This window comes from Streptococcus mitis, assembly GCF_946188585.1.
In the GTDB taxonomy this organism is placed as follows: domain Bacteria; phylum Bacillota; class Bacilli; order Lactobacillales; family Streptococcaceae; genus Streptococcus; species Streptococcus mitis_DG.
The window spans coordinates 1-22,510 of record NZ_CAMHVI010000006.1; the positions used below are offsets into that span (position 1 = coordinate 1).

General features: G+C 41.3%; 26 protein-coding genes. 21 read left to right on the plus strand and 5 right to left on the minus strand.

Going from position 1 to position 22,510, the window contains the following annotated elements; translation table 11 throughout:
• From N8M66_RS07485 to N8M66_RS07495, 3 genes are all read left to right on the plus strand, one after another.
• Nucleotides 1-1,464: Rib/alpha-like domain-containing protein (locus N8M66_RS07485; RefSeq protein ID WP_261046573.1), on the plus strand; the 1,464-nt coding region annotated here is incomplete at its 5' end.
• A 262-nt stretch (nucleotides 1,465-1,726) separates the two neighbouring features.
• Nucleotides 1,727-2,581: a VOC family protein gene (locus N8M66_RS07490; RefSeq protein WP_261046576.1), complete on the plus strand. Its 855-nt coding sequence runs from the start codon at nucleotides 1,727-1,729 to the stop codon at nucleotides 2,579-2,581.
• 149 nt (nucleotides 2,582-2,730) lie between these two features.
• Nucleotides 2,731-2,988: a metal-sensitive transcriptional regulator gene (locus N8M66_RS07495; protein WP_000185159.1), complete on the plus strand. Its 258-nt coding sequence runs from the start codon at nucleotides 2,731-2,733 to the stop codon at nucleotides 2,986-2,988.
• A 188-nt stretch (nucleotides 2,989-3,176) separates the two neighbouring features.
• Here the strand turns inward: N8M66_RS07495 and N8M66_RS07500 are convergent, their stop codons facing one another.
• From N8M66_RS07500 to N8M66_RS07510, 3 genes are read right to left on the minus strand one after another with little or no spacing between them, the layout of a single operon-like run.
• Entirely contained in the window at nucleotides 3,177-3,473 is a 297-nt protein-coding gene (locus tag N8M66_RS07500) for a rhodanese-like domain-containing protein (protein ID WP_261046579.1), read from the minus strand.
• Complete coding sequence (locus N8M66_RS07505; protein WP_261046581.1) at nucleotides 3,463-5,118, minus strand: FAD-dependent oxidoreductase; 1,656 nt, start codon at nucleotides 5,116-5,118, stop codon at nucleotides 3,463-3,465. Before N8M66_RS07505 ends, N8M66_RS07500 begins: the two co-directional genes overlap by 11 nt.
• A gap of 20 nt (nucleotides 5,119-5,138) precedes the next feature.
• A complete protein-coding gene (locus N8M66_RS07510; RefSeq protein ID WP_261046583.1) occupies nucleotides 5,139-5,444 on the minus strand; it encodes a rhodanese-like domain-containing protein in 306 nt (101 codons plus the stop codon).
• A 185-nt stretch (nucleotides 5,445-5,629) separates the two neighbouring features.
• Between N8M66_RS07510 and N8M66_RS07515 the strand changes: the two genes are divergently transcribed.
• From N8M66_RS07515 to rpsD, 7 genes are all read left to right on the plus strand, one after another.
• Nucleotides 5,630-6,394: a nucleoside phosphorylase gene (locus N8M66_RS07515; RefSeq protein ID WP_261046585.1), complete on the plus strand. Its 765-nt coding sequence runs from the start codon at nucleotides 5,630-5,632 to the stop codon at nucleotides 6,392-6,394.
• 33 nt (nucleotides 6,395-6,427) lie between these two features.
• Complete coding sequence (locus N8M66_RS07520) at nucleotides 6,428-7,807, plus strand: TrkH family potassium uptake protein (RefSeq protein WP_261046586.1); 1,380 nt, start codon at nucleotides 6,428-6,430, stop codon at nucleotides 7,805-7,807.
• 13 nt (nucleotides 7,808-7,820) lie between these two features.
• The gene (locus N8M66_RS07525; protein WP_001283909.1) at nucleotides 7,821-8,486 is read left to right on the plus strand and encodes a potassium channel family protein; all 666 of its coding nucleotides are present in this window, start codon (nucleotides 7,821-7,823) and stop codon (nucleotides 8,484-8,486) included.
• Nucleotides 8,487-8,610: 124 nt separating this feature from the next.
• Nucleotides 8,611-11,172 (plus strand): SSURE domain-containing protein, encoded by a 2,562-nt coding sequence (locus N8M66_RS07530; RefSeq protein WP_261046589.1) that lies wholly within the window; start codon nucleotides 8,611-8,613, stop codon nucleotides 11,170-11,172.
• 123 nt (nucleotides 11,173-11,295) lie between these two features.
• The gene (locus N8M66_RS07535) at nucleotides 11,296-11,991 is read left to right on the plus strand and encodes a response regulator transcription factor (protein WP_261046591.1); all 696 of its coding nucleotides are present in this window, start codon (nucleotides 11,296-11,298) and stop codon (nucleotides 11,989-11,991) included.
• Nucleotides 11,991-13,043, plus strand: a complete 1,053-nt coding sequence (locus N8M66_RS07540) for a HAMP domain-containing sensor histidine kinase (protein ID WP_261046595.1) — start codon at nucleotides 11,991-11,993, stop codon at nucleotides 13,041-13,043. Before N8M66_RS07535 ends, N8M66_RS07540 begins: the two co-directional genes overlap by 1 nt.
• Nucleotides 13,044-13,237: 194 nt before the next feature.
• On the plus strand, nucleotides 13,238-13,849 hold the full coding sequence (gene rpsD / locus N8M66_RS07545; protein ID WP_000092756.1) for a 30S ribosomal protein S4: 612 nt from the start codon (nucleotides 13,238-13,240) through the stop codon (nucleotides 13,847-13,849).
• A gap of 156 nt (nucleotides 13,850-14,005) precedes the next feature.
• On the opposite strand, the gene N8M66_RS07550 is transcribed toward rpsD, so the two are convergent.
• Both N8M66_RS07550 and N8M66_RS07555 read right to left on the minus strand, forming a co-directional pair.
• The gene (locus N8M66_RS07550; RefSeq protein WP_261046599.1) at nucleotides 14,006-15,169 is read right to left on the minus strand and encodes a tyrosine-type recombinase/integrase; all 1,164 of its coding nucleotides are present in this window, start codon (nucleotides 15,167-15,169) and stop codon (nucleotides 14,006-14,008) included.
• Nucleotides 15,170-15,280: 111 nt separating this feature from the next.
• Nucleotides 15,281-15,811, minus strand: coding sequence for a helix-turn-helix transcriptional regulator (locus tag N8M66_RS07555; RefSeq protein ID WP_261046602.1), 531 nt, complete (start codon nucleotides 15,809-15,811; stop codon nucleotides 15,281-15,283).
• Between the two features lie 155 nt (nucleotides 15,812-15,966).
• Here N8M66_RS07555 and N8M66_RS07560 point away from each other — a divergent pair, with 155 nt between their 5' ends.
• From N8M66_RS07560 to N8M66_RS07610, 11 genes are all read left to right on the plus strand, one after another.
• A complete protein-coding gene (locus tag N8M66_RS07560; RefSeq protein WP_061865011.1) occupies nucleotides 15,967-16,155 on the plus strand; it encodes a helix-turn-helix domain-containing protein in 189 nt (62 codons plus the stop codon).
• 339 nt (nucleotides 16,156-16,494) lie between these two features.
• On the plus strand, nucleotides 16,495-16,926 hold the full coding sequence (locus N8M66_RS07565; protein WP_261046606.1) for a hypothetical protein: 432 nt from the start codon (nucleotides 16,495-16,497) through the stop codon (nucleotides 16,924-16,926).
• On the plus strand, nucleotides 16,923-17,126 hold the full coding sequence (locus N8M66_RS07570) for a hypothetical protein (RefSeq protein ID WP_261046610.1): 204 nt from the start codon (nucleotides 16,923-16,925) through the stop codon (nucleotides 17,124-17,126). Before N8M66_RS07565 ends, N8M66_RS07570 begins: the two co-directional genes overlap by 4 nt.
• Before the next feature lie 14 nt (nucleotides 17,127-17,140).
• On the plus strand, nucleotides 17,141-17,407 hold the full coding sequence (locus N8M66_RS07575; RefSeq protein ID WP_061865008.1) for a hypothetical protein: 267 nt from the start codon (nucleotides 17,141-17,143) through the stop codon (nucleotides 17,405-17,407).
• An 8-nt stretch (nucleotides 17,408-17,415) separates the two neighbouring features.
• Nucleotides 17,416-17,601 carry a BOW99_gp33 family protein gene (locus N8M66_RS07580; protein ID WP_061865007.1) on the plus strand — a complete coding sequence of 62 codons (186 nt, stop codon included), beginning with the start codon at nucleotides 17,416-17,418 and terminating at the stop codon, nucleotides 17,599-17,601.
• The gene (locus tag N8M66_RS07585) at nucleotides 17,583-18,350 is read left to right on the plus strand and encodes a DnaD domain-containing protein (RefSeq protein ID WP_261046618.1); all 768 of its coding nucleotides are present in this window, start codon (nucleotides 17,583-17,585) and stop codon (nucleotides 18,348-18,350) included. Before N8M66_RS07580 ends, N8M66_RS07585 begins: the two co-directional genes overlap by 19 nt.
• An 11-nt stretch (nucleotides 18,351-18,361) precedes the next feature.
• Entirely contained in the window at nucleotides 18,362-19,201 is an 840-nt protein-coding gene (locus tag N8M66_RS07590; RefSeq protein WP_261046620.1) for an ATP-binding protein, read from the plus strand.
• Nucleotides 19,202-19,313: 112 nt separating this feature from the next.
• On the plus strand, nucleotides 19,314-19,502 hold the full coding sequence (locus N8M66_RS07595; RefSeq protein ID WP_261046621.1) for a hypothetical protein: 189 nt from the start codon (nucleotides 19,314-19,316) through the stop codon (nucleotides 19,500-19,502).
• Nucleotides 19,503-19,671: 169 nt separating this feature from the next.
• Nucleotides 19,672-20,319 carry a hypothetical protein gene (locus N8M66_RS07600; RefSeq protein WP_261046624.1) on the plus strand — a complete coding sequence of 216 codons (648 nt, stop codon included), beginning with the start codon at nucleotides 19,672-19,674 and terminating at the stop codon, nucleotides 20,317-20,319.
• A gap of 92 nt (nucleotides 20,320-20,411) precedes the next feature.
• Entirely contained in the window at nucleotides 20,412-20,921 is a 510-nt protein-coding gene (locus N8M66_RS07605) for a hypothetical protein (protein WP_261046713.1), read from the plus strand.
• A 988-nt stretch (nucleotides 20,922-21,909) separates the two neighbouring features.
• On the plus strand, nucleotides 21,910-22,329 hold the full coding sequence (locus N8M66_RS07610) for a DUF1492 domain-containing protein (RefSeq protein WP_261046626.1): 420 nt from the start codon (nucleotides 21,910-21,912) through the stop codon (nucleotides 22,327-22,329).
• Nucleotides 22,330-22,510 lie beyond the last annotated feature (181 nt).

Genomic DNA, 22,510 nt, shown 5'->3' on the forward strand with positions numbered 1-22,510 from the left:
GAGATTGAAACTCCAGTTACGAAAACTCCATTAACACCAGAGGATTACACTAAAGGAATTAAGATTCCAGAAGGTGGAAAAGTAACCAATGTTGAAAACATTCCAGACTTGACAACTCCAGGTAAGAAGGATCCAGTTAAGGTAACGGTTGAATTACCAAGTGGCAAAGTGATTACAGTAGAAGTTCCGGTTAATGTAACGCCTGTCAAAGAGATTGAAACTCCAGTTACGAAAACTCCATTAACACCAGAGGATTACACTAAAGGAATTAAGATTCCAGAAGGTGGCAAGGTCACAAATGTTGAAAACATTCCAGACTTGACAACTCCAGGTAAGAAGGATCCAGTTAAAGTAACGGTAGAATTACCAAATGGCAAAGTGATTACAGTCGAAGTCCCAGTTAATGTAACACCTGTTAAAGAGATTGAGACACCAGTCACCTCTACCCCATTAACACCAGAGGATTACACTAAAGGAATTAAGATTCCGGAAGGTGGCAAGGTCACAAATGTTGAAAACATTCCAGATTTGACAACTCCAGGTAAGAAAGATCCAGTTAAAGTCACGGTTGAATTACCAAATGGTAAAGTAGTCACAGTAGAGGTTCCAGTAAATGTAACACCAATTAACGATATCATCAAAAATGTTGGAGACCCAATCACGAATGAAGATGTTGAGAAAAATGTTAAGATTCCAGAAGGTGGGAAAATCGTTTCTATCGGAGATAAACCAGGAACTGAAACTCCAGGAGTAAAACCTGTTGTACCAGTAGTAATTGAATTACCAAATGGTAAACAAATTACAGTAGAGGTCCCAGTAATTGTTAAACCAAAAGTTACTCCAATCGTAGTAGAAGTTGGAACTCCGGTAACAGAAGAAGATGTTAAGAAACATGTTGGTTTACCAGAAGGATGGAAGATTAAAAAAATTGGTGATATTCCAACGACTACAACACCAGGAACTAAGCCTTCGGTATCAGTAGTAGTTGAATTGCCAGATGGACGTACTGTGACGGTGGATGTACCAGTAATTGTAACTCCTAAATCAACACCATCGACAGATGATAAAGTAAAAGTTACTCCAATTGTGGTAGAGGTTGGAACTCCAATTGGCAAAGATGATGTTAAGAAACATGTTGAGTTACCAAAAGGTGCCGAAATCGTAGAGATTGGTGAAATCCCAACAACAGAAACTCCAGGAGTAAAACCTGCTGTTAAAGTTAAGGTTAAATTACCAACTGGAGAAATCGTAGAGGTAGAAGTCCCAGTAACTGTAACACCTAAGCATGTTGAACCATCAACTCCAAGCCAACAAGCTTCTAAACCAGAAACACCTAAATATGTTGAAGGTCAAAAAGAACTTCCTAACACAGGTACAGAAGCCAACTCTAGCCTAGCAGCACTTGGACTTTTAGGTGTCTTGAGTGGATTTGGACTTGTTGCTCGAAAGAAAAAAGAAGACTAATTCTAATTAGATTTTCTGATAAGAATAAGGAGTAGGATATCATATCCGCTCCTTTTCTTTTTGGGATTGAGATGAGAGTTATCATAGCATTGGTTAAAAATTTTCGGTGGTTTTATTGTCAATTCTCTGTAGATTTTCTCGTTCTAATCCCATATAGACAAGATTACAGAATCATGATCTATAAGTTGTCTGGCTTGACTTTCTTGATGGAAGTTATATAATAGTTGTAATAATTAAAGTTACAATAAAAGAGGAAATATTTATGACCTATGAATACAAGAGCCACATTTATTTGGCAGAGGCAGTTTTAAATGTGAAGGACTTAGAGAGTCAAACAGCCTTTTATCAGCAGATTATTGGTTTAGAAATCTTATCTCAAACGGAGACAGAGGTCGTTCTGGGACTTGGAGGAAAAGCCTTGGTACAATTGATTCACGCACAAGAAAGCGGAGAAGTAAGGGAACATTATGGTCTTTACCATTTAGCCATTCTTTTACCGACACGAAAGTCTTTGGCGGATGTCTTGAAACACCTGACAGATTTACAGATTCCTCTTGTGGGCGGTGCAGACCATGGTTACAGTGAGGCCCTTTACTTGGAGGATTTAGAGGGGAATGGCATTGAACTCTATCGGGATAAGCCGCTTTCCAAATGGGATATTCGAGAAGACGGGCGTATTATCGGGGTGACTGAAGCCCTTGCGGCGCAGGACATTTATGAGTTGGGGGAAAGAGTAGATCCTTTTATCCTAGCAGAGGGTACGAGAATGGGGCATATCCATCTTTCCGTCAAGGATAGTCGAAAGTCCAGCCAGTTTTATCAAAAGGTGTTAGGATTAAAGGATAAATTCAGTGTGCCTAGCGCTAGTTGGATTGCAGCTGGGGATTACCATCATCATTTAGCAGTCAATGAATGGGGAGGAAAAGGCCTAGCTCCGCGTAAGCAAGGCTTGCCAGGTTTGGCCTACTATGTCATCGAAGTCGCACATAAAGAAGAACTGTTAACGATTGCGCAACGAGCACAAGAAGTTGATGCACCAATCAAATGGCTGACATCGAGCCAGTTGGAAATCACAGACCCAGATGGAATTGTGACTCGTATTCGATTAGCAAGGTAAAACTAGAAAACTCTAGTAAATTATCAGTATGGCTAGTTTACCTTTTGAAAAGTCTTTGACAACAGAACTGCGTGAGCTGGATGGGCGAGAATTTTGACAAAGAAGCTGATTAGAGATATAATGAAGAAAAATCGAGCAAGGAAAAAGAAATGACAAATTCAAAGTATATTACTCGTTTGAAACGTTCAGAGGGTCAGTTGCGTGGGATTCAAAAGATGATTGAAGAAGATCGTGACTGCGCTGATATTGTGACGCAACTGACAGCAGTGAAATCTAGTGTAGAGCGCGTGATTGAGATGATAATTACCGAAAACCTTACTGAATGTATCAATCAGCCACTAGATGATCCTGAAGCTCAAAAGGAACGCCTAGAAAAGGCTATCCGATACTTGATTAAACGGAAATAAAGAGATGAGAGTTGCAAAGATCTCTGCTAATAGAATAGTTTAATGTGAATCAAGAGAGGCTGGAAAAAGTCTTTAAAATAAAAGAACGCATACTATCAGGTGTTGAAAACCTTGATAGTATGCGTTTTATTGTGGGGAGATTTACTTCACTTTCTCCTGAAATTGAGTTTTTGCCCAGCTCCTTTTGATTATTCTATTTGACCTGGCCAAGCATTCATGCCACCTTCTACATTGGTAACGGAGAGGCCTTGGGAACTGAGAAATTGGCAGGCAGATGCAGAGCGGACTCCTCCTTGACAGATGACATGGTATTCATGGTCAGGTTTGAGTTCTTTGTAGCCTTGCTCCAAGGTACTTAACGGAAGATTTTTGGCACCTGGTGCATGTCCTGCTTGGAATTCATGTACTTCACGAACATCGATAAGATTTAGATTTTCATGTTGATATTTTTCATAAAAGTCAGCCATACTGATACTAGTTTCCATATTCTACTCCTTCTGGGTTAGCCATTTTGTATAGTGAATAAGCGCCGTCAAGGTTTTGGACGGTAAAGCCTGCTTGTTTGAGGATACGCTCTGCGATATAGCTGCGCAAACCACTGTGGCAGCTAACGATGTAGGCTTGGTTCTTATCTAGTTCGTCCAAGCGTTCCCGTAGTTCGTTTAGGGGGATGTGTATAGTGTCTACCTTAAGTCGACCACTCTGGAATTCGCCACTTGTCCGTACATCTAGGAATTTCTTACCATTAGCTAGTTCGTCTTCGAGCTGGTACCATTGAATATTGTCGCTGAGACCTTCGATAAGGTTTAAGGCTGCGTAGCCCAGCATATTGACGGGATCCTTGGCAGAGCCAAATGGTGGCGCATAGGTGAACTCTAATTCTGGTAAGTCAAAGACGGTGAGATTTCCCTTGATAGCAGTCGCCAGGATATCAATTCGCTTGTCAACACCTTTCTTCCCAACTCCTTGGGCACCGTAGATTTTTCCAGTGGTTGGGTCAAAGAGGAGCTTCAAGGTCATATCAGTAGCATCTGGATAATAACCAGCGTGGTCTTTCCCACTGACATGAAGGGCCTTGTAAGGAAGTTGATTCACGCTAAGGATATGCTCGCTGAGACCAGTCGAAGCAGCGGTCATGTCAAAGGCACGAACGATAGCAGTGCCGATACTGCCCTTGTTTGTACGACCGAGTCCTGCGATGACGTCCGCGACTTGGCGTCCCTGACGATTGGCAGGAGAAGCGAGAGAGATGAGGGCGTCTTGGCCCGTAATCTCTTGCTTGACAACGATGGCATCCCCAACTGCAAAAATATCTTTTTGACTGGTTTCGTAATGTTCATCGACCAGAATCCCACCTCTAAGTCCCAGTTCAATCCCCGCAGCTTTGGCCAGTCCATTTTCAGGTTCAACACCAACAGAAAGGATGGTGAGGTCAGAAGTGATCATTTGACCATTTTCTAGAACGATGATTTTTCCTTGGTCTTCAAATCGAGTCGCAGACTGAGAAGTGATAACACGGACGCCGTTTGCCAGTAATTCTGCTTGGACAAAGGCTGCCATTTCCTGATCTAATGGTGGCAAGACATGGGGAGCTTTCTCCACGATGGTGACTTGCAAGCCACGTTTTGCCAGGTTTTCAGCCATTTCAAGTCCGATAAAGCCTGCACCGATAACGACAGCTTCTTTTGGATGATTGTCCAAGGCTGCCATAATTTCATCGAGATCGGGAACATTGCGGAGCGTGTAGGCATTCTTAGCTTCTGCCAAACCTTCAATGGTAGGAACAAATGGTTTAGCTCCTGGGGAGAGGATCAACTTGTCGTAGCTTTCTGTGAATTCCTGTCCATCGTGTCGCACAGTCACAGTGTGCTCTGCTGGCGAAATGCTGATCACCTCATGGAAAGGACGAACATCCAGATTAAAGCGTGCTTTGAGACTTTCAGGAGTTTGGACCAATAAACTATCACGGTTTGCAATTTCTCCTGAAACATAGTAAGGAAGTCCGCAGTTTGCAAAGGAAACAAAGGGACTTTTCTCAAAAATAGTGATTTCAGCGTCTTCCATGAGACGTCTGAGGCGGGTTGCTGCTGACATACCGCCTGCAACTCCTCCGACAATGATAATTTTCATTGACTTTCTCCTTTATACATCTAGATGATTTTACCTGTCCAAGCACTCATACCGCCTCGAACATTGATGACATCATAGCCTTTTTTCTTAAGCTTTTTCGCAGCTAGTTTGCTTCGCACACCAGAATGACAAATGACATAGAGTGTTTCTTTTGTTGTTGGTGTGTAGGAACCAATTTCGGTTAGAGGAACATTTTTGGCATTTTTGATATGACCTCTACGGAATTCCATCGGCGTCCGAACATCCAGTAGCTGAATCGGTTCCTTGAGTTTGGCTTCTAACTCGCTGGTAGAAATACTGTCAATTTTTGTAAATAAGTGAAACATAGGCACCTCCGAATATACCCTTATGGGGTATATTAAACCATGAAGTCAAGCTTTTGTCAAGCAAGTTGTTTCGACTTGGTGGAGATTGGTTGCGATTGTATTGTTTTTCTCCTCAATTTATCAGCCTCCTCCTTGACACTCGGCCAGCTTTTGATACAATAGTACAAAATTAGAGGAGGTAGGTTATGATTCAGAAACATGCGATTCCTATTTTAGAGTTTGATGACAATCCTCAGGCGGTCATCATGCCCAAGCACGAGGGGCTGGACTTGCACTTGCCCAAGAAGTGTGTCTATGCATTTTTAGGTGAGGAGATTGACTGCTATGCGAGAGAAGTAGGGGCGGACTGTGTCGGCGAATTCGTTTCTGCCACCAAGACTTATCCAGTCTATGTTGTGAACTACAAGGGTGAGGAAATTTGTCTGGCCCAGGCTCCTGTCGGTTCCGCTCCAGCGGCCCAGTTTATGGATTGGTTGATTGGCTACGGTGTGGAGCAAATCATTTCCACTGGTACCTGTGGTGTGCTAGCTGATATAGAGGAGAACGCCTTTCTAGTCCCGGTTCGGGCTTTACGAGATGAGGGGGCTAGTTACCACTATGTGGCACCTTCTCGTTATATGGAAATTCAGCCAGAGGCTATTGCTGCCATTGAGCGAGTTTTGGAAGCCAAAGGGATTCCCTATAAGGAAGTCATAACCTGGACGACAGATGGCTTTTACCGAGAAACGGCTGAAAAGGTAGCTTATCGCAAGGAGGAAGGCTGTGCTGTTGTGGAGATGGAGTGTTCTGCACTTGCGGCAGTAGCTCAATTGCGTGGCGTTCTCTGGGGAGAGTTGTTGTTTACAGCAGATTCTCTTGCGGACTTGGACCAGTACGACAGTCGTGACTGGGGTTCAGAAGCTTTCGAAAAGGCCTTGGAACTCTGTCTTGAGATAGCTTCTCAGATCTAGCTACTCTTCTTCTTTTTATGGTACAATGGATGTATGTTATTCAAATTATTTGTGAAAAAACTTGAAAGGGTCTTTGGCGGACTTTCGCCTGCTCGTCGCATTTTTTTAAGTTTCGCTGGAGTTATTTTTATAGGCTCTCTCCTTTTGAGTTTGCCTCTTGTTCAGGCGAGTGGTTCGCAGGCTACTTATTTTGACCATCTCTTTACGACGGTGTCTATGGTCTGTGTGACTGGCCTTTTTACGCAACCAGTGGCTACCACCTATAATATTTGGGGTCAGTTGATTTGTATGCTCTTGATACAGATTGGTGGTCTGGGACTCATGACCTTTATCGGGATTTTTTATATCCAAGGTAAGCAAAAGCTTAGTCTGCGTAGTCGTGAAACCATTCAGGAGAGTTTTAGTTATGGGGAAAGTAAGTCTTTGAAGTCTTTTATGCGGTCCATCTTTTTGACGACTTTTCTGGTGGAGGGCTTGGGCGCCTTCCTACTAAGTTTCCGTTTTATTCCTGAGTTTGGCTGGGGACGAGGCATTTTTACCTCTATCTTTTTAGCCATTTCCGCCTTTTGTAATGCTGGTTTTGATAATTTCGGCAGTAGCAGTTTAGTGAATTATCAGACGGATCCTTTAATCAATCTGGTCATTGCTGGTTTGATTATTACGGGAGGTCTGGGTTTTATGGTCTGGTTTGACTTGGCAACCCAGTTAGGCAAGAAGAAAAAACGTCGTTTACGTTTCCATACTAAGTTGGTCCTCTTCTTGACTGCAGGGATTTTGCTGTTTGGGACAGGAGCTACGCTCTTTACAGAGTGGCACAATTCTGGAACCATTGGCAATCTCAGTGTCCCAGAGAAGGTACTGGTTAGTTTTTTCCAAACTGTCAGCATGAGAACGGCTGGCTTTGCTTCTATTGACTACACTCAAGCTCGACCTGTGACCCTATTTATCTATATCCTACAGATGTTTCTCGGCGGGGCGCCTGGAGGGACGGCTGGGGGGCTCAAGATTACGACCTTCTTTGTCTTGTTGGTCTTTGCTCGTAGTGAATTGCTGGGCTTGCCTCATGCCAATGTTGCGCAGAGAACTATTGAGGCTCGCACAGTCCAAAAATCCTTTAGTGTCTTCATTATCTTTTTGATGACCTTCTTGTTGGGCTTGATGTTGCTGGGAATTACGGCAGAAGGAACACCGCGATTTATCTATCTCATGTTTGAGACCATTTCAGCCCTTGCGACAGTTGGGGTCACGGCAAATTTAACGCCAGAATTGGGCAAGCTAGCCCTCAGCATTGTCATGGTACTCATGTTTATTGGCCGTATCGGTCCCTTGACCTTGCTGGTCAGTCTAGCGGATTACCAGCCTGATAAGAAAGATTTGATTCAGTATATGAAAGCAGATATTAGTATTGGATAAGAAAGGAAGAACTATGTCAGATCGTACGATTGGAATTTTAGGTTTGGGGATTTTCGGGAGTAGTGTCCTGACGGCCCTAGCCAAGCAAGATATGAATATCATTGCCATTGACGACCACGCCGAGCGTATCAATCAATTTGAGCCAGTTTTGGCGCGTGGAGTTGTTGGCGATATTACAGATGAGGAACTCCTCAGAACCGCAGGAATTGATACCTGTGATACGGTTGTAGTGGCAACAGGGGAAAATCTAGAGTCGAGTGTGCTTGCAGTTATGCATTGTAAGAGTCTAGGGGTACCAAGGGTTATTGCCAAGGTCAAAAGCCAGACAGCCAAGAAGGTGCTAGAAAAAATCGGTGCTGACTCGGTGATTTCACCTGAGTATGAAATGGGGCAGTCTCTAGCGCAGACCATTCTCTTTCATAACAATGTTGATGTCTTTCAGCTGGATAAAAATGTGTCTATCGTGGAGATGAAGATTCCGAGTGTTTGGGCAGGTCAAAGCCTGAGCCAGCTAGATCTACGTGGCAAATACAACCTCAATGTCCTAGGGTTTCGTGAACAAGAAAATTCACCGCTGGACGTCCAATTTGGTCCCAATGATCTCTTGAAAGCCGATGCCTATATCTTGGCGGTTATTAACAACCAGTATCTAGATGACTTGGCAGAATTAAATTCGTAAAAAAATTAATATAAGTATTTTATAAGAGGGATTTAAGAAAAATTTTAACTTTTTCTTAATCCTTTTTAATTTTAGGAGATTATACTAGAGTCATCAAATAAAGAAAAACTCTAAGGAGAATCCTATGAAATTCAATCCAAATCAAAGATATACTCGTTGGTCTATTCGCCGTCTTAGTGTCGGTGTTGCCTCAGTTGTTGTGGCTAGTGGCTTCTTTGTCCTAGTTGGCCAACCAAGTTCTGTACGTGCCGATGTGGTCAATCCAACCCCTGCTCAAGTCGTACCAGACGCTGCTTCGGTGGGTGAAAAGAGCGACTTACCAGCAGAACTTCTCAAAGAAGCAGTCGATACAGCTCTTCCTTCAGAACAGGCAGATTCAACACTTAAAGCAAGCTTGGATGCTACAAGCTCTCCAGAAAAAGCGGATATAGCTGCTAAAGACCAAGTGGTAGCGCCAAAAGAAGAAGTGCAAGCAAAACCAGAATCTAAGAAAGAAACAGAAGATGCGGTTAAACCTGCGACAAATCCTGCGCCTACAGTTTCTGGACAAGACCGTGAAGCAAGTGAAGCTCAACCAGCAACTACTCCAGCTGAAGTGCAAAAAGGTGTAGCCGATAATACTAAAGACACAGTAGATGTTCCAGCAACATACTTGGACAAAGCTAACTTCCCAGGCCCATTCACAGCCGGTGTCAACCAAGTCATTCCATATGAATTCTTCGCTGGAGACGGTATGTTAACTCGTTTGATTTTGAAAGCTTCAGACAAGGCTCCATGGTCAGATAACGGTTCTGCTAAAAATCCTGCTCTTCCACCAGTAGAAAAATTGGGCAAAGGCCTTTACTTCTACGAAGTGGACTTGGCAGGTACTCAAGGCAAATCAGATAAAGAGCTTCTTGACCTCTTGAAACAAAATGGCACTCAAAGTTACAAGGCAACTATTAAAGTGTACGGTGCGAAAGATGGTAAGGCCGATTTGACAAATCTCGTAGCGACTAAGGATTTGGATGTCAACTTGAACGGCTTAACCACTCCAGCTGAAGTACAAAAAGGTGTGGCAGACAATACTAAAGACACAGTAGATGTTCCAGCCACTTACCTAGACAAAGCGAATTTCCCAGGTCCATTTACAGCCGGTGTTAACCAAGTCATTCCATACGAATTCTTCGCCGGAGACGGTATGTTAACTCGTTTGATTTTGAAAGCTTCTGACAAGGCCCCATGGTCAGACAACGGTTCAGCCAAAAATCCAGCCCTTCCACCAGTAGAGAAATTGGGCAAAGGCCTTTACTTCTATGAAGTGGATTTGGCAGGGACCCAAGGCAAATCTGACAAAGAATTGCTTGACTTGTTGAAACAAAATGGCACTCAAAGTTACAAGGCAACTATCAAAGTGTACGGTGCCAAAGACGGCAAGGCAGATTTGAGCAATCTCGTAGCGACAAAAGAATTGGATGTCAATTTGAATGGCTTGACCACTCCAGCCGAAGTTCAAAAAGGTGTGGCAGACAATACCAAAGACACAGTAGACGTCCCAGCTACTTACTTGGACAAGGCCAACTTCCCTGGCCCATTCACAGCTGGTGTCAACCAAGTAATTCCATACGAATTCTTCGCCGGAGATGGTATGTTGACTCGTTTGATTTTGAAAGCTTCTGACAAGGCTCCATGGTCAGATAATGGTTCAGCTAAAAATCCAGCTCTCCCACCAGTAGAGAAATTAGGCAAAGGTCTCTATTTCTATGAAGTAGATTTGGCAGGAACTCAAGGTAAATCAGACAAAGATTTGCTTGACCTCTTGAAACAAAACGGCACTCAAAGCTATAAAGCTACTATCAAAGTGTACGGCGCAAAAGATGGCAAAGCCGATTTGACAAATCTCGTAGCGACTAAGGAGTTGGATGTCAACTTGAACGGCCTAACTACTCCAGCTGAAGTACAAAAAGGTGTAGCCGATAATACCAAAGACACAGTAGATGTTCCAGCCACTTACTTGGATAAAGCGAATTTCCCAGGTCCATTTACAGCCGGTGTTAACCAAGTTATTCCATACGAATTCTTCGCTGGTGACGGTATGTTGACTCGTCTCATCTTGAAAGCCTCAGACAAGGCTCCATGGTCAGACAACGGTTCAGCTAAAAATCCTGCCCTCCCACCAGTAGAAAAATTGGGCAAAGGCCTTTACTTCTATGAAGTGGACTTGGTCGGCACTCAAGGCAAATCAGATAAAGACTTGTTAGACTTGTTAAAACAAAACGGCACTCAAAGTTACAAGGCAACTATCAAAGTGTACGGTGCAAAAGATGGCAAGCCTGACTTAACTAATTTGGTAGCGACAAAAGAGTTGACAGTGAACTTGAATGGGTATAAGTCTCTCAATCCGATGAAATCGCAAATGCCAGCTGCTAGCCAAGATAAGATGATGCCTAACAAAGAGCAGGACAAAACCATGAATGCTAGCCAGCCTATGGTAACCTCAAGCAAAATGTCTGATGAAGGTAAGATGGCATCTAATAACAAGGCGTCAAATCCAATGATGGCTGATCAAATGAAAGAGCAAAAAGGCATGCTTCCATATACCGGTGAAGCGCAAACATCAATGGCTACTCTTGGATTCTTTGGATTAGCTTTGGCCGGACTTCTAGGTGGCCTCGGTTTGAAAGCTAAAAAAGAGGAAAATAACTAGTCTAGCTACAGACTTTCTATCTAGGATTTGAAAAATTCAGATATCGATTAGAATGTTCGTAAAGCGATTAAAATAGTGTTATACTATTGTGGTATAGCACTGTTTTTTTCAAAGGAGAGACAGATGGGAAAGACAATTTTACTCGTTGACGACGAGGTAGAAATCACAGATATTCATCAACGCTATCTGGTTCAGGCAGGTTATCAGGTTTTGGTGGCTCATGATGGAGTAGAGGCCTTAGAAATCTTCAAGCGGAAAGCGATTGATTTGATTATTACAGATATCATGATGCCTCGGATGGATGGTTATGATTTGATTAGTGAGGTCCAGTATCAATCTCCAGATCAGCCTTTTCTCTTTATCACGGCTAAGACCAGTGAGCCGGACAAGATTTATGGCCTGAGCTTAGGGGCAGATGACTTTATTGCCAAGCCATTTAGCCCTCGTGAGCTGGTTTTGCGTGTCCACAATATCTTACGTCGCCTTCATCGTGGAGGTGAGACAGAGGTCGTCAGTCTCGGAGATTTACGGATGAATCACGGTAGCCATGAGGTCCAAGTCGGAGATGTGGCGCTTGATTTGACAGTCAAATCCTTCGAACTTCTATGGCTTTTAGCCAGCAATCCAGAGCGCGTTTTCTCTAAGACAGATCTCTATGAAAAGGTCTGGCAAGAAGACTATGTGGATGATACCAATACCTTGAATGTTCATATTCATGCTCTTCGACAGGAGTTGGCTAAACATGCTAGTGCAGAAACGCCTACTATCAAAACGGTCTGGGGCTTGGGCTACAAAATTGAGAAAGCACGAGGTAGTTAATGAAATTAAAAAGTTATATTTTAGTGGGGTATATCATTTCAACACTCCTAACGATTATCGTGGTCTTTTGGGCTGTTCAAAAAATGCTGATTGCGAAAAGCGAGATTTACTTTTTGCTTGGCATGACCATCGTTGCCAGCCTTGTCGGTGCTGGGATTAGTCTCTTTCTCCTATCGCCTGTCTTTACTTCATTGGGCAAACTCAAGGAACATGCCAAGCGGGTAGCGGACAAGGATTTTCCATCAAGTCTGGAGGTTCAAGGACCTGTAGAATTTCAGCAATTAGGGCAAGCTTTCAATGAAATGTCCCATGATTTGCAGGCCACCTTTGATTCCTTGGAAGAAAGCGAACGAGAAAAGGGCTTGATGATTGCCCAGCTATCGCATGATATCAAGACTCCCATTACTTCGATTCAAGCGACGGTAGAAGGGATTTTGGATGGGGTTATCAAGGAGGGAGAACAAGCCCATTATCTAGCAACCATTGGACGCCAGACAGAAAGACTCAATAAACTGGTTGAAGAGTTGAATTTTTTGACCCTAAACACAGCTAGAAATCAGGCGGAGACGACTAGTAAAGACAGCATTTTTCTGGATCAGCTCTTGATTGAGTGTATGAGTGAATTTCAGTTCTTGATTGAGCAGGAGGAGCGAGATGTTCACTTGCAGGTGATCCCAGAGTCTGCCCGGATTGAAGGAGATTATGCCAAGCTTTCTCGCATCTTGGTGAATCTGGTCAATAACGCTTTTAAATACTCAGCTCCAGGAACCAAGCTGGAGGTGGTAGCTAAACTGGAGAAGAGCCAGCTTTCAATCAGTGTGACCGATGAAGGGCAGGGCATTGCCCCAGAGGACTTGGAGAATATTTTCAAACGCCTTTATCGTGTCGAAACTTCGCGTAACATGAAAACAGGTGGTCATGGCTTAGGCCTTGCAATTGCGCGTGAATTGGCCTATCAATTGGGTGGAGAAATCACAGTTACCAGTCAGTACGGCCTAGGAAGCACCTTTACCCTCCTTCTTAACCTCTCTGGAAATGAAAATAAAGCCTAACCCCCCTTTACAAATCCATCTATTTATGGTAAAATGGATTTTGTGTGAAATATCAGCAGGAAAGCATGAAGCTCGTCAACAGGTGTCTTATGATAAGTAACCTTGGCTGTTTAGGCGAAGGGCATCTGCACGAATCAGGGCTTTCTAAGTGACTATTTCCACCGAAATATTATTTATATCAGGAGGACATTCACATGTCACGTTATACAGGACCATCTTGGAAACAAGCTCGTCGCCTTGGCCTTTCACTTACAGGTACAGGTAAAGAATTGGCACGTCGTAACTACGTACCAGGACAACACGGACCAAACAACCGTTCTAAATTGTCAGAATACGGTTTGCAATTGGCTGAAAAACAAAAACTTCGTTTCACTTACGGTGTAGGTGAAAAACAATTCCGTAACTTGTTCGTACAAGCTACAAAAATCAAAGGCGGAATCCTAGGTTTCAACTTCATGCTTCTTTTGGAACGTCGTTTGGATAACGTTGTTTACCGTCTTGGTCTTGCGACTACTCGTCGTCAAGCTCGTCAATTCGTAAACCACGGTCACATCCTTGTTGACGGAAAACGCGTTGATATCCCATCATACCGCGTAACTCCAGGTCAAGTGATCTCAGTTCGTGAAAAATCATTGAAAGTTCCAGCTATCCTTGAAGCAGTAGAAGCTACTCTTGGACGTCCAGCATTCGTATCATTTGACGCTGAAAAATTGGAAGGTTCATTGACTCGCTTGCCAGAACGCGACGAAATCAACCCAGAAATCAACGAAGCACTTGTCGTTGAATTCTACAACAAAATGTTGTAATATTTTATTGAATAAGATAGGCTGTAAAGCCTTGAAACGAAGCACTTTGGGCCTCTATCCTAGAGTGCTTTTTTTGATTTTACTACCCTTTTAGTTACCCATAACTAATTTTAGGTATAGTAATAGGGTAGCCCAAAAATGGGGCACCCTTATTATTTATAAATTGCTGATGGCTGCCTCAAAGATTGAGACGGCTTTTTTGGCTCCCTCTTTGGTAGCATGGACATAAGTATTCAAGGTCATTGAGATATTAGAGTGGCCTAGCCTATACTGTAAATCTTTCGCCTCTATGCCAGCGTATAGCATGATTGTAGCGTGAGTATGTCGGAAACCATGGAAACTAATATCAGGAACGCCAGCAGCTTTAAAGTGACCTTGTAGCCTCTTTCTAAGTAAGCAAGCGTAGGCGTATTTTGTGGTGAAAGGAGTAAAGACAATACTCTCAGATCGGCCTAGTTGCCATGACTGGACTTGTTGACGTTTTTTATATTGCTTGAGGAGTGATACTGTAGCTGTATCGATGTCAACCTCTCTTAGACCTGCCTTAGATTTAGGCGTGTTTGTTTCCTGGTATCTATTCAAAGTTTTAGATATGCTGATAATGCCTTTTTTAAGGTCAATATCAGGCCACTCAAGAGCTAAAGCCTCTCCTATACTGCAACCAGTAGCGAGTAAGGTTTTATAAAGGACGTAGTCAAAGAAATTTTCATAACTAGACTGATCCAAATTTTCCAGGTAGTCTAAAAACTGTTTTAGTTCCTGGTTGCTGAAAAACTTTACCTTATGCTCCTTATTTTGTTGCTTACGTGGGATAATGACATCACGCGCAGGGTTATGCTGGATCACTTGCATAGTCACTCCATACTGGAGAATACGGCGATTTATATTGTTAAGAAAGCTATAGTTTGCATACGCTCCTTTTTCGCCCTTATTGGCCTTGTCAGCCCACTTGTTGACTTGTTGCTGAATGATGGGAGTAGTGAGCTTATCTAGCTTGTAATCGCCGAATACAGGCAAAATATGAAGCCTTACGATCCCCTCCATGGATTGCTGGGAGTTAGGTTTGATTGTATTCTTGTAACTCTCCCACCATAAAGCGACTAACTCCCTATAGGTTGTAATGGTTGGTTTTTCCTTTACGCTATATCCGTTAGCTGCAAAAGCATTGACGGCCTCCCTGGCTTTGATTCTAACCCCTTTTTTAGTGTTGGCCGTGACTGTTGTCCTGGCCTTTTTCCCTGTAAGCTTATCAACGCCTAAATAAACACTTGCACGGTACACTGTAGCACCGTTTTTCTTTTTGTATTCTGTAATATTCATAGTCATACCTTTCTAACATCAGTAAGCAAGTATGGGATTTAGTTAAGTATTTATGAATATTGTTTTTATATGGCGCTGAGAGTTACGAGAATAGGCCTATTTTCGTTTGTTTTAGGTGTTGTTTGCCTTATTGAAATCCTCCAAGGCTTTTAGACCTTTAGCGTAAGTTAATAGTTTTTGTTTACTATCCTCAGAAAGCTCATTTATCACGTTTCTTAGCTCTGAGTGAGCAATGGAATATCCTATTATCTCTGGGGTAGAGACTTCGAAGTATTTTTCTAAGATTTCTAACTGTTCTGGTGTGTAGCTACCGTTATTATTCTCCCACTCTTTTATAAGCTCTAAAGGGATAGAAGTCTCTTTAGAGAGTGTTTCTTGAGTTATACCTTTTTCTTTTCTCAATTTTGGTATATTGCCCATCCAAGCAAGGTATTTAATAGGTTCTTGATATCCATAACCAAGTAGTACAGGAACAGTTACCCCTAACAATTTTGCTAACTCTTCTGCTTTATTCGGCTTAATATCTGTTTCTAAATTTTCCCAACGTGAGACAGTCTTTACAGATATATTAAGCTCATTTGCTATGTCTAGTTGAGACAAGCCTGCTTTTTTTCTAAGCTCCTTAAGTTTATTTTTTGTCATTTTGTTGCTACCTTTCAAAAACGATTATAACACAAAAGGAGAAAAAAGACAAAAAAGTCTGTTTTTTAAAATAAAATACTTGACAAAGGACAAAAAAAGTCTGTATTATAAACTTGAAAACAGACAAAAAAGTCTGTTTAGAAAGGAGGGCTGGTATGTTTATTTCAACGGAATTAGCTGAAAAGGTACGTGTTAAACGTGCTAAAGCTCAGCAGACTAAAAAGGCTGTAGCTGAGGAATTAGGTATTAAACCACAAACCTATACCAAAGTTGAAAATGGAGACTATGACGCTCCAAAGCGTATCTATGAGGCAGTCATGAACTGGCTAGTAGAAGATTTATAAGATTTCTTGCTACCTTTCACAAAAAGAAATCTGAGCAACAAAAAAAGCCTAAACAGTCGGCAAACTAGCAAGGCTTTTCACTTAAACAACTAAAACCAAAATAGCAAGTATGGGATTTAGTTAGGTATTTATTTAATTATATCACAAAATTGTGATTTGTGCCCAAACGAGAGAGCGCTAACTCTTTAAACTGGTTCTTATTCATGCTTTCAATTTGGCGACTCAGAGTATGAATAAGAGTGGCAGGAAAGGCATTAAAAAGGTGCTATGACTTTTTCCCAATTTTGGAAGAAGGTCCTGGAGCAACTGTAGAAAATAAAATATGATTGAGGAAAAAACATGAACACATACTTTGAAGAATTTGAAAAAAAGCTACAACTTGTTGAGGAAAAACTAGATATTTTGTCAGATTGGCATAAAGCTAAAAATCATGATGGAGCTGCAGAAATTGCAGAAGGTTGTCAGTTGGACATTAGTCAGCTATGGGTTCAGTTTTACAAATTATCTGAGGCATATAAAAAGCAAGAGGCAAGTCATGAGGATTTCTTTAATAGGAATGTTGAGAATTTGCTTGGAGAATTAAAAGGATATGACGAGGAATGTACAGAAAAACATGGAAAAGCTCCTGACTGGTTGCTATTCAATTTCTTAGATCAAGTAATAAAAGAAAATGGTTTAAGTAATGGGATCAATCATGTAACTACGTCAACTTGGATGTACTTACGTAGTTTAGTAGTTGCTGATCTGCAAAAAAGAGGGCTACTAAAATGAACGAGCTAGATTTAACCAATACACAGGCGGTTATCTTCATGATGGTACTGATTGGCTTGCTACTTTATTTGAACCATCGAGACCGCCAAAAAAGCTCCCAAATAGAGCGAGAAAGCAAACAGATGATAGAAACCCCAAGAGAGGAATTAAACCCTTGCTATGGGTGTTATATTCAACTAGCAGGCAAGCGGAACAATTAGAAAAGGGGTGCAATATGCAACTATTATCAAGAGAGGCAGAGCTTGAGCTACTGGAGAAAGTGGGAGATCACTTAGAGAAAAGGCTTGAGCTTGAAAAGCAGCATAATGACGGCTGGGACTTAATTGCTAGAGCTGATCTACTAGAAAAGTTAGGGATCAGCGGAACAACGTTGAATAATTGGGAAAAACACGGCTTAAAGCCTTATCAGTCGCCTTTTGAGAACAGTAAGAAGATTTATTACCGCAAGACCGATATATACAATTTTCTTGCAGTAGATTAGGGGGAATAATGACAAAGAAAAAAGAACAATGGACACCCGTCATAAAAAATCTACGTAAGGTAATTGTGGACGGTGTGGAGCAATGGGTGGAATTTGAAACAGAGGGCCATGTCATTCCTGCTGGTCACTCTTATTATGACATCATCAGGGGAATTAACAAGGAGGTGCAACAGAAATGGGAAATCGTAGAATGATAAGTAAGACAGTAACCCAAACTCAGAGATTTTTGCGGCTACCATTAGAGGCACAGGCTCTATATTTTCATTTAATTCAAAACTCAGATGATGATGGAGTAGTAGAGGCTTTCCCTGTTGTTAGAATGATAGGGGTTAGTGAGGATAGCCTAGGACTTTTGATAGTCAAGGAATTTATCAGGCCGCTTAATGATGAAATGGTTTATTTTATTGTGGATTTTCATGAGCAGAATACTGTTAGAAAAGACAGATACAGTCCTAGTATCTATAAGCATTTACTAGAAAAGCCACCTGAGAAATATACTGGTTTACCAATGGACAACCAAACGGAAACCACTGGTTTACCCAATATAAGTCAATATAAGTCAAGTCAAGATAATCTAAGTCAATCTAGGTCAAGTCAGAATGACGAGGACGAGCATGAAAATCCAATCTTTGAAAAATTAAAGTCAGCTTTTGGTCAAATGTCAGTCAATGGGACAATGATAGAAGAAGTGAGAGACTTGTTAGAGATCCATGGCAAAGAGTTAGTTATCCATGCTCTTGAGGTAACTATCCTAAACGCTGGTAAGTCAATTAGATATACCAGGTCAATTCTTTCAAATTGGCAGGGTCTAGGACTTAAAACAGTAGAGCAAGTTAAGCAGCATGAAGAACAAAGGCAAAAGCTGAAACAGTCACCTAAACAAGCTGATCCTATTAGCCGTGAGGAATGGCTAAAAACACGAACAGAGGAAAACCCATTTTAGGAGGGGAAACAATGGAAGATAAATTTGAGCAATATAACAACAGAAAAATTAGTGATAAGGTGTGTGAGGTTCACAAGGTCAATTATTGGCAAATTTCAACACCTAAGAGGGGCAGTAAGGAACGAAGTATACAAGAGTTTTGCCCTGAATGTTGTCAGGAGCAAATTGATAGACAAGAGCAAGAGGGAGTTAATAACAGCCTAAACGCTGAGATTTACCTAAAAACCTATAATGTGCTTATGCGAGACAGTACGATCCCTAGAGAGTTAAAAGAGGCTAGCTTTGAGAATTTCATAGCTGAAACAGCCGAGGAAAAGCAATTACTAGAGTTTTCAAAAGGGCAAGTAGAGAAATACTTGGACGGTATGACAGGGAATACCTTGTTTACAGGCTCTACAGGGATTGGAAAGAGTCATTTAAGCGTAGCTATTGCTAAGGCTATAAACGAGGGCTACAAGGCCAAAGGAGAGCCTAAGAGCGTGCTATTTGTCAATCTAACCGAAATCCTTAGACGAGTTCGAGAGAGCTTTAACTCTACTAGCAAAGAGGGATACTACTCAAGAATGCTGAAAGAGGTTGATTACCTGGTACTTGATGATTTGGGTATAAAATCGGACAACGCTAGTAGTAAAGGTAAATCAGTCTGGGAAGAAGAGTTTATTTTTGATATTCTCAGTAACCGAGACAAGACTATTATTACTACAAATCTAAGCAGCTCAGAGATTGCTAGCTTGTATAGTGATCGAGTGGCCAGCCGTGTTAGAACAGGCCTAGAGGGTAACTTTTTCAAGTCATTTACTATCAAGGATAAACGATACTCAATCAGTAGCTTAAAGGCTAAAGTACACTAAAAAGGGTAGTAAAAAGCATTGGAATAGTTGAAAATATCGCTAATATCAACGCTTTAGGCCAATGAGTACTACAACTTAATCAAGTAGAAGAGGCTCGTAGCTCTCTAAATTAATGAAAATCAAGAAAAAAGAAATGGAGGATCGTATGGATGATTTAGTTGAACTGTTGAAGCAAGGCTTTATTTTGTATCAGAAAAATGGTAAAATAGAAGTAGAGGCTCCCCCAACATTTGGGAGTGTGGCCTTGCATTTTCAAGATGGAAGATTTTCATACTTGCAACGAAGTGAAACAAAAAAATAGAGTCTATCGGAACAACCGGGGGCGCTGATTAAGCTATTTAGCTTTTTCGGTGTCCTTTTTGTTTTGGTGTTAGGAGTGGATATGATACAAAAATCCTTATGGATTGATACGAGCAGAAAAAAACAGTTTTAAAAACGGAATACCGTAGCATGACGATACTTGTCAACGATTGAAAGAATTAGAAAGAGGAAAAAGAATGAACAAAAAAACAATTATTACTAAGATGTCAGCATTGAAAGGTGCTATTTCAAACTTATATGGAAAAATCGAAGAAATACAGAACAATCAATTTTTAAGTGCAGAGGGTAAAGAAAATGAACTTGAAACCCTTAAATTCAAATACGAAGCTTGGTATGCTGGTTATTATGATGATCTGAAGAAAATTGCAGACAACCTACTACCAGATAAAGAGGCTAAGAGAACCGAAGCGGAAGTAAAAGCTTTGACTGATTCTGGTTACCAAGTAGCAGTGCAAAATGCCGTAAAACTTTTTGAAAGTGGTGCTTTGGCCGTATCCACTGGAAAAGCACTAATAGACCATTACAAAGACGATCGTACAACGTTAGAGCTTTTCAGAAATGCTTTAGGAGGTATTTTTGGTAATGGAACTCAAGACAGTGCAGAATTAGCGCAATATATCCCTGTAGACAACCGAACAAGAACAACAGACCTTTTAAATAAATTTTCTAGGGGTGTAAACGATTTGAATTACGACAGACTAATAAGTGATCCGAGCGCCGTATTGCTACGGGTTGAAGGGTTGATTACCTTCTTAGAATCTGACTATCTAGACGACAATATGGACGCAATACTTTAAACAAATGTGTAGAGGGGAGCAATCCCCTTTTTGCTATCAAGTCAATAGTTTTGGGTTTTTCCATATAGGGGTATTTTGAACGAATGGAAGTTATAAAATCAATAACCATAGAGACATTTATAAAACCAATGAAAAACAAAAACATCAGTCATGGTATAGCTGAGTTGGACGGTAGAAAACTAGAAATAGACCTAGATCACCTTTATATCACCTTTGGGAGTAATCATTTTGATTTAGCAAGTATACCAGGGACTAAGGGAGGTAATCGCTACTTCTTTCTCTGTCCTATTTGTGGTAATCAATGCAGAAAACTCTATAAGAGACTTTTGCTATATGGTTGTGGATCATGCCAGAAAATACACAAGACAACACTGAACCGAAGTAAGACAGATTGCCAATACTACTGGGAGCTTGCACTTAAGGAAGCTAGAAAGGTAGAACCAGATTGGAGTCCTAGACGTGGCGGATATATGTTTGACAGTTTTCCTGAAAGACCAAAGTATATGAAACGTGGCAAATATTATAAGCATTATCAAAAGTTTGTGAACTACACCAGAAAAGGGGATAGCTTTTGGTTGAATGGGTTAGGATCACTCAGATAATTTGTAGTAGGGTGCAATTTACCAAACAAACAAATACTACATATTAGACGGTTTAAATGTTAAAAAAGCTAGATATATCAAGACTTTTGACGGATTTGAGCGTTCCGAAAAAGGGTGAGGTTTTGGTGAGGTTGCGTATTTAAAGGAGTATAAGATTAGTATAAGGTACAGGGATTTTTTCTAGTGATAGAACCCCAAGGTTACTACAAGGTATAGCTACTTTTAGAACCATAGAATAGCAAGGTTTTAGCAAGGTATCGAAGTTTTACAATGGTGAGGTTTTGGTGAGGTAGTGGCAAAAAATATGCCTGATAAATGGCAGGGTTATGTGTGTTGAACTCCGAGCGAACTCCGAGAAAATAGCTCTTGAACAGAGAAGATTATATGGCTTGAACCTCGAGCGAACGCCGAGAAAGTGGCTATATCCCCTATCATTTATCAAGCAGATAAGAGCAATAAAAACCCTCCTTAACTCCCTGAGAAACGACAAGCAGATAAGCGAAGTTTTTAGCCCTCTTATTTTCCTACCAAATGATAAGGAGATAAGAGCAATTTAAAAGTCTGTTATTTTGGATTTGTTGCTTACAAAATGATAAGCAGATAAGCAAAGAAATAACTTACCTTAATTGCTTGCAGAATGACAAGGAAATAAGAGAGATAAAAACGTCTCTTAGTTGCTTATCAAACCACATTACTCAACGTTGAATAATTTAGGTAGTACAGCCCTCAATCTCCTACCCTTCCAGCAAAACAACTTTCAAATCGTTCAACGTTGAACGATTTATAAAAATAGCTGAAGAGATTCCAAATTTGGGCACATCAGTACTTTATCTCATTGCAACCCTACCAGAAGAAGGACTTCCAAATGTCGAAACGTTACGACATTTAGAAACTAGCGAACATAGAGAAAATGAAAAAAAGCCAGCACACGGCTGACCCCTTCATGAATTATTCCTTAAAACTATTATATCACAAAGGAGGCCGAGGCATGACACCAGAGCAAGTAAAAGAAAAACTAGAGGGCGTTAAGTGGATAAACAAGGAGATCAAAGGCTTATATTTGGAATTGGAAGCCCTGGAAGGTGGCATTATCAAAAAAACAACACTAAGCCATAGCAGGGTGCAGACTAGCAGAGAGAACAAGACAGAGAACAATCTTATAAGTGTTCTGAAGCTAAAAGAGGATACACTCCAGAGAATTGAGCGACTTACTGAAGAGAGAATGGAAATATCTAGGCTGATTGATAAGCTGGCCAATCCGCTTGAGCGTTCTGTCCTAAGACTTTTTTACTTGAATGATCTCGATATTTGGGGAGTTGCTGAGGAAATAGGTAAATCTAAAGTTTCGATATATCGGGCAAAGAAGGCAGCTATAGAACACTTGGCAGGTATGGTAAATGGGGATTGATTTAACTTTACCACGGAATTAGGAGAGTATGGGGCTTAGAGTTCCCCATACTCGCCCGTATTTCGCTTTATTTCGTGCTAGACGACTAAAACACCACGGATAAACTAAAAGCCCTTAAAAACGATTCTGGGGGCTTTTGTGCGATAAAAAAATAAAGGTGACCCACCGCCTCCACAGCAAG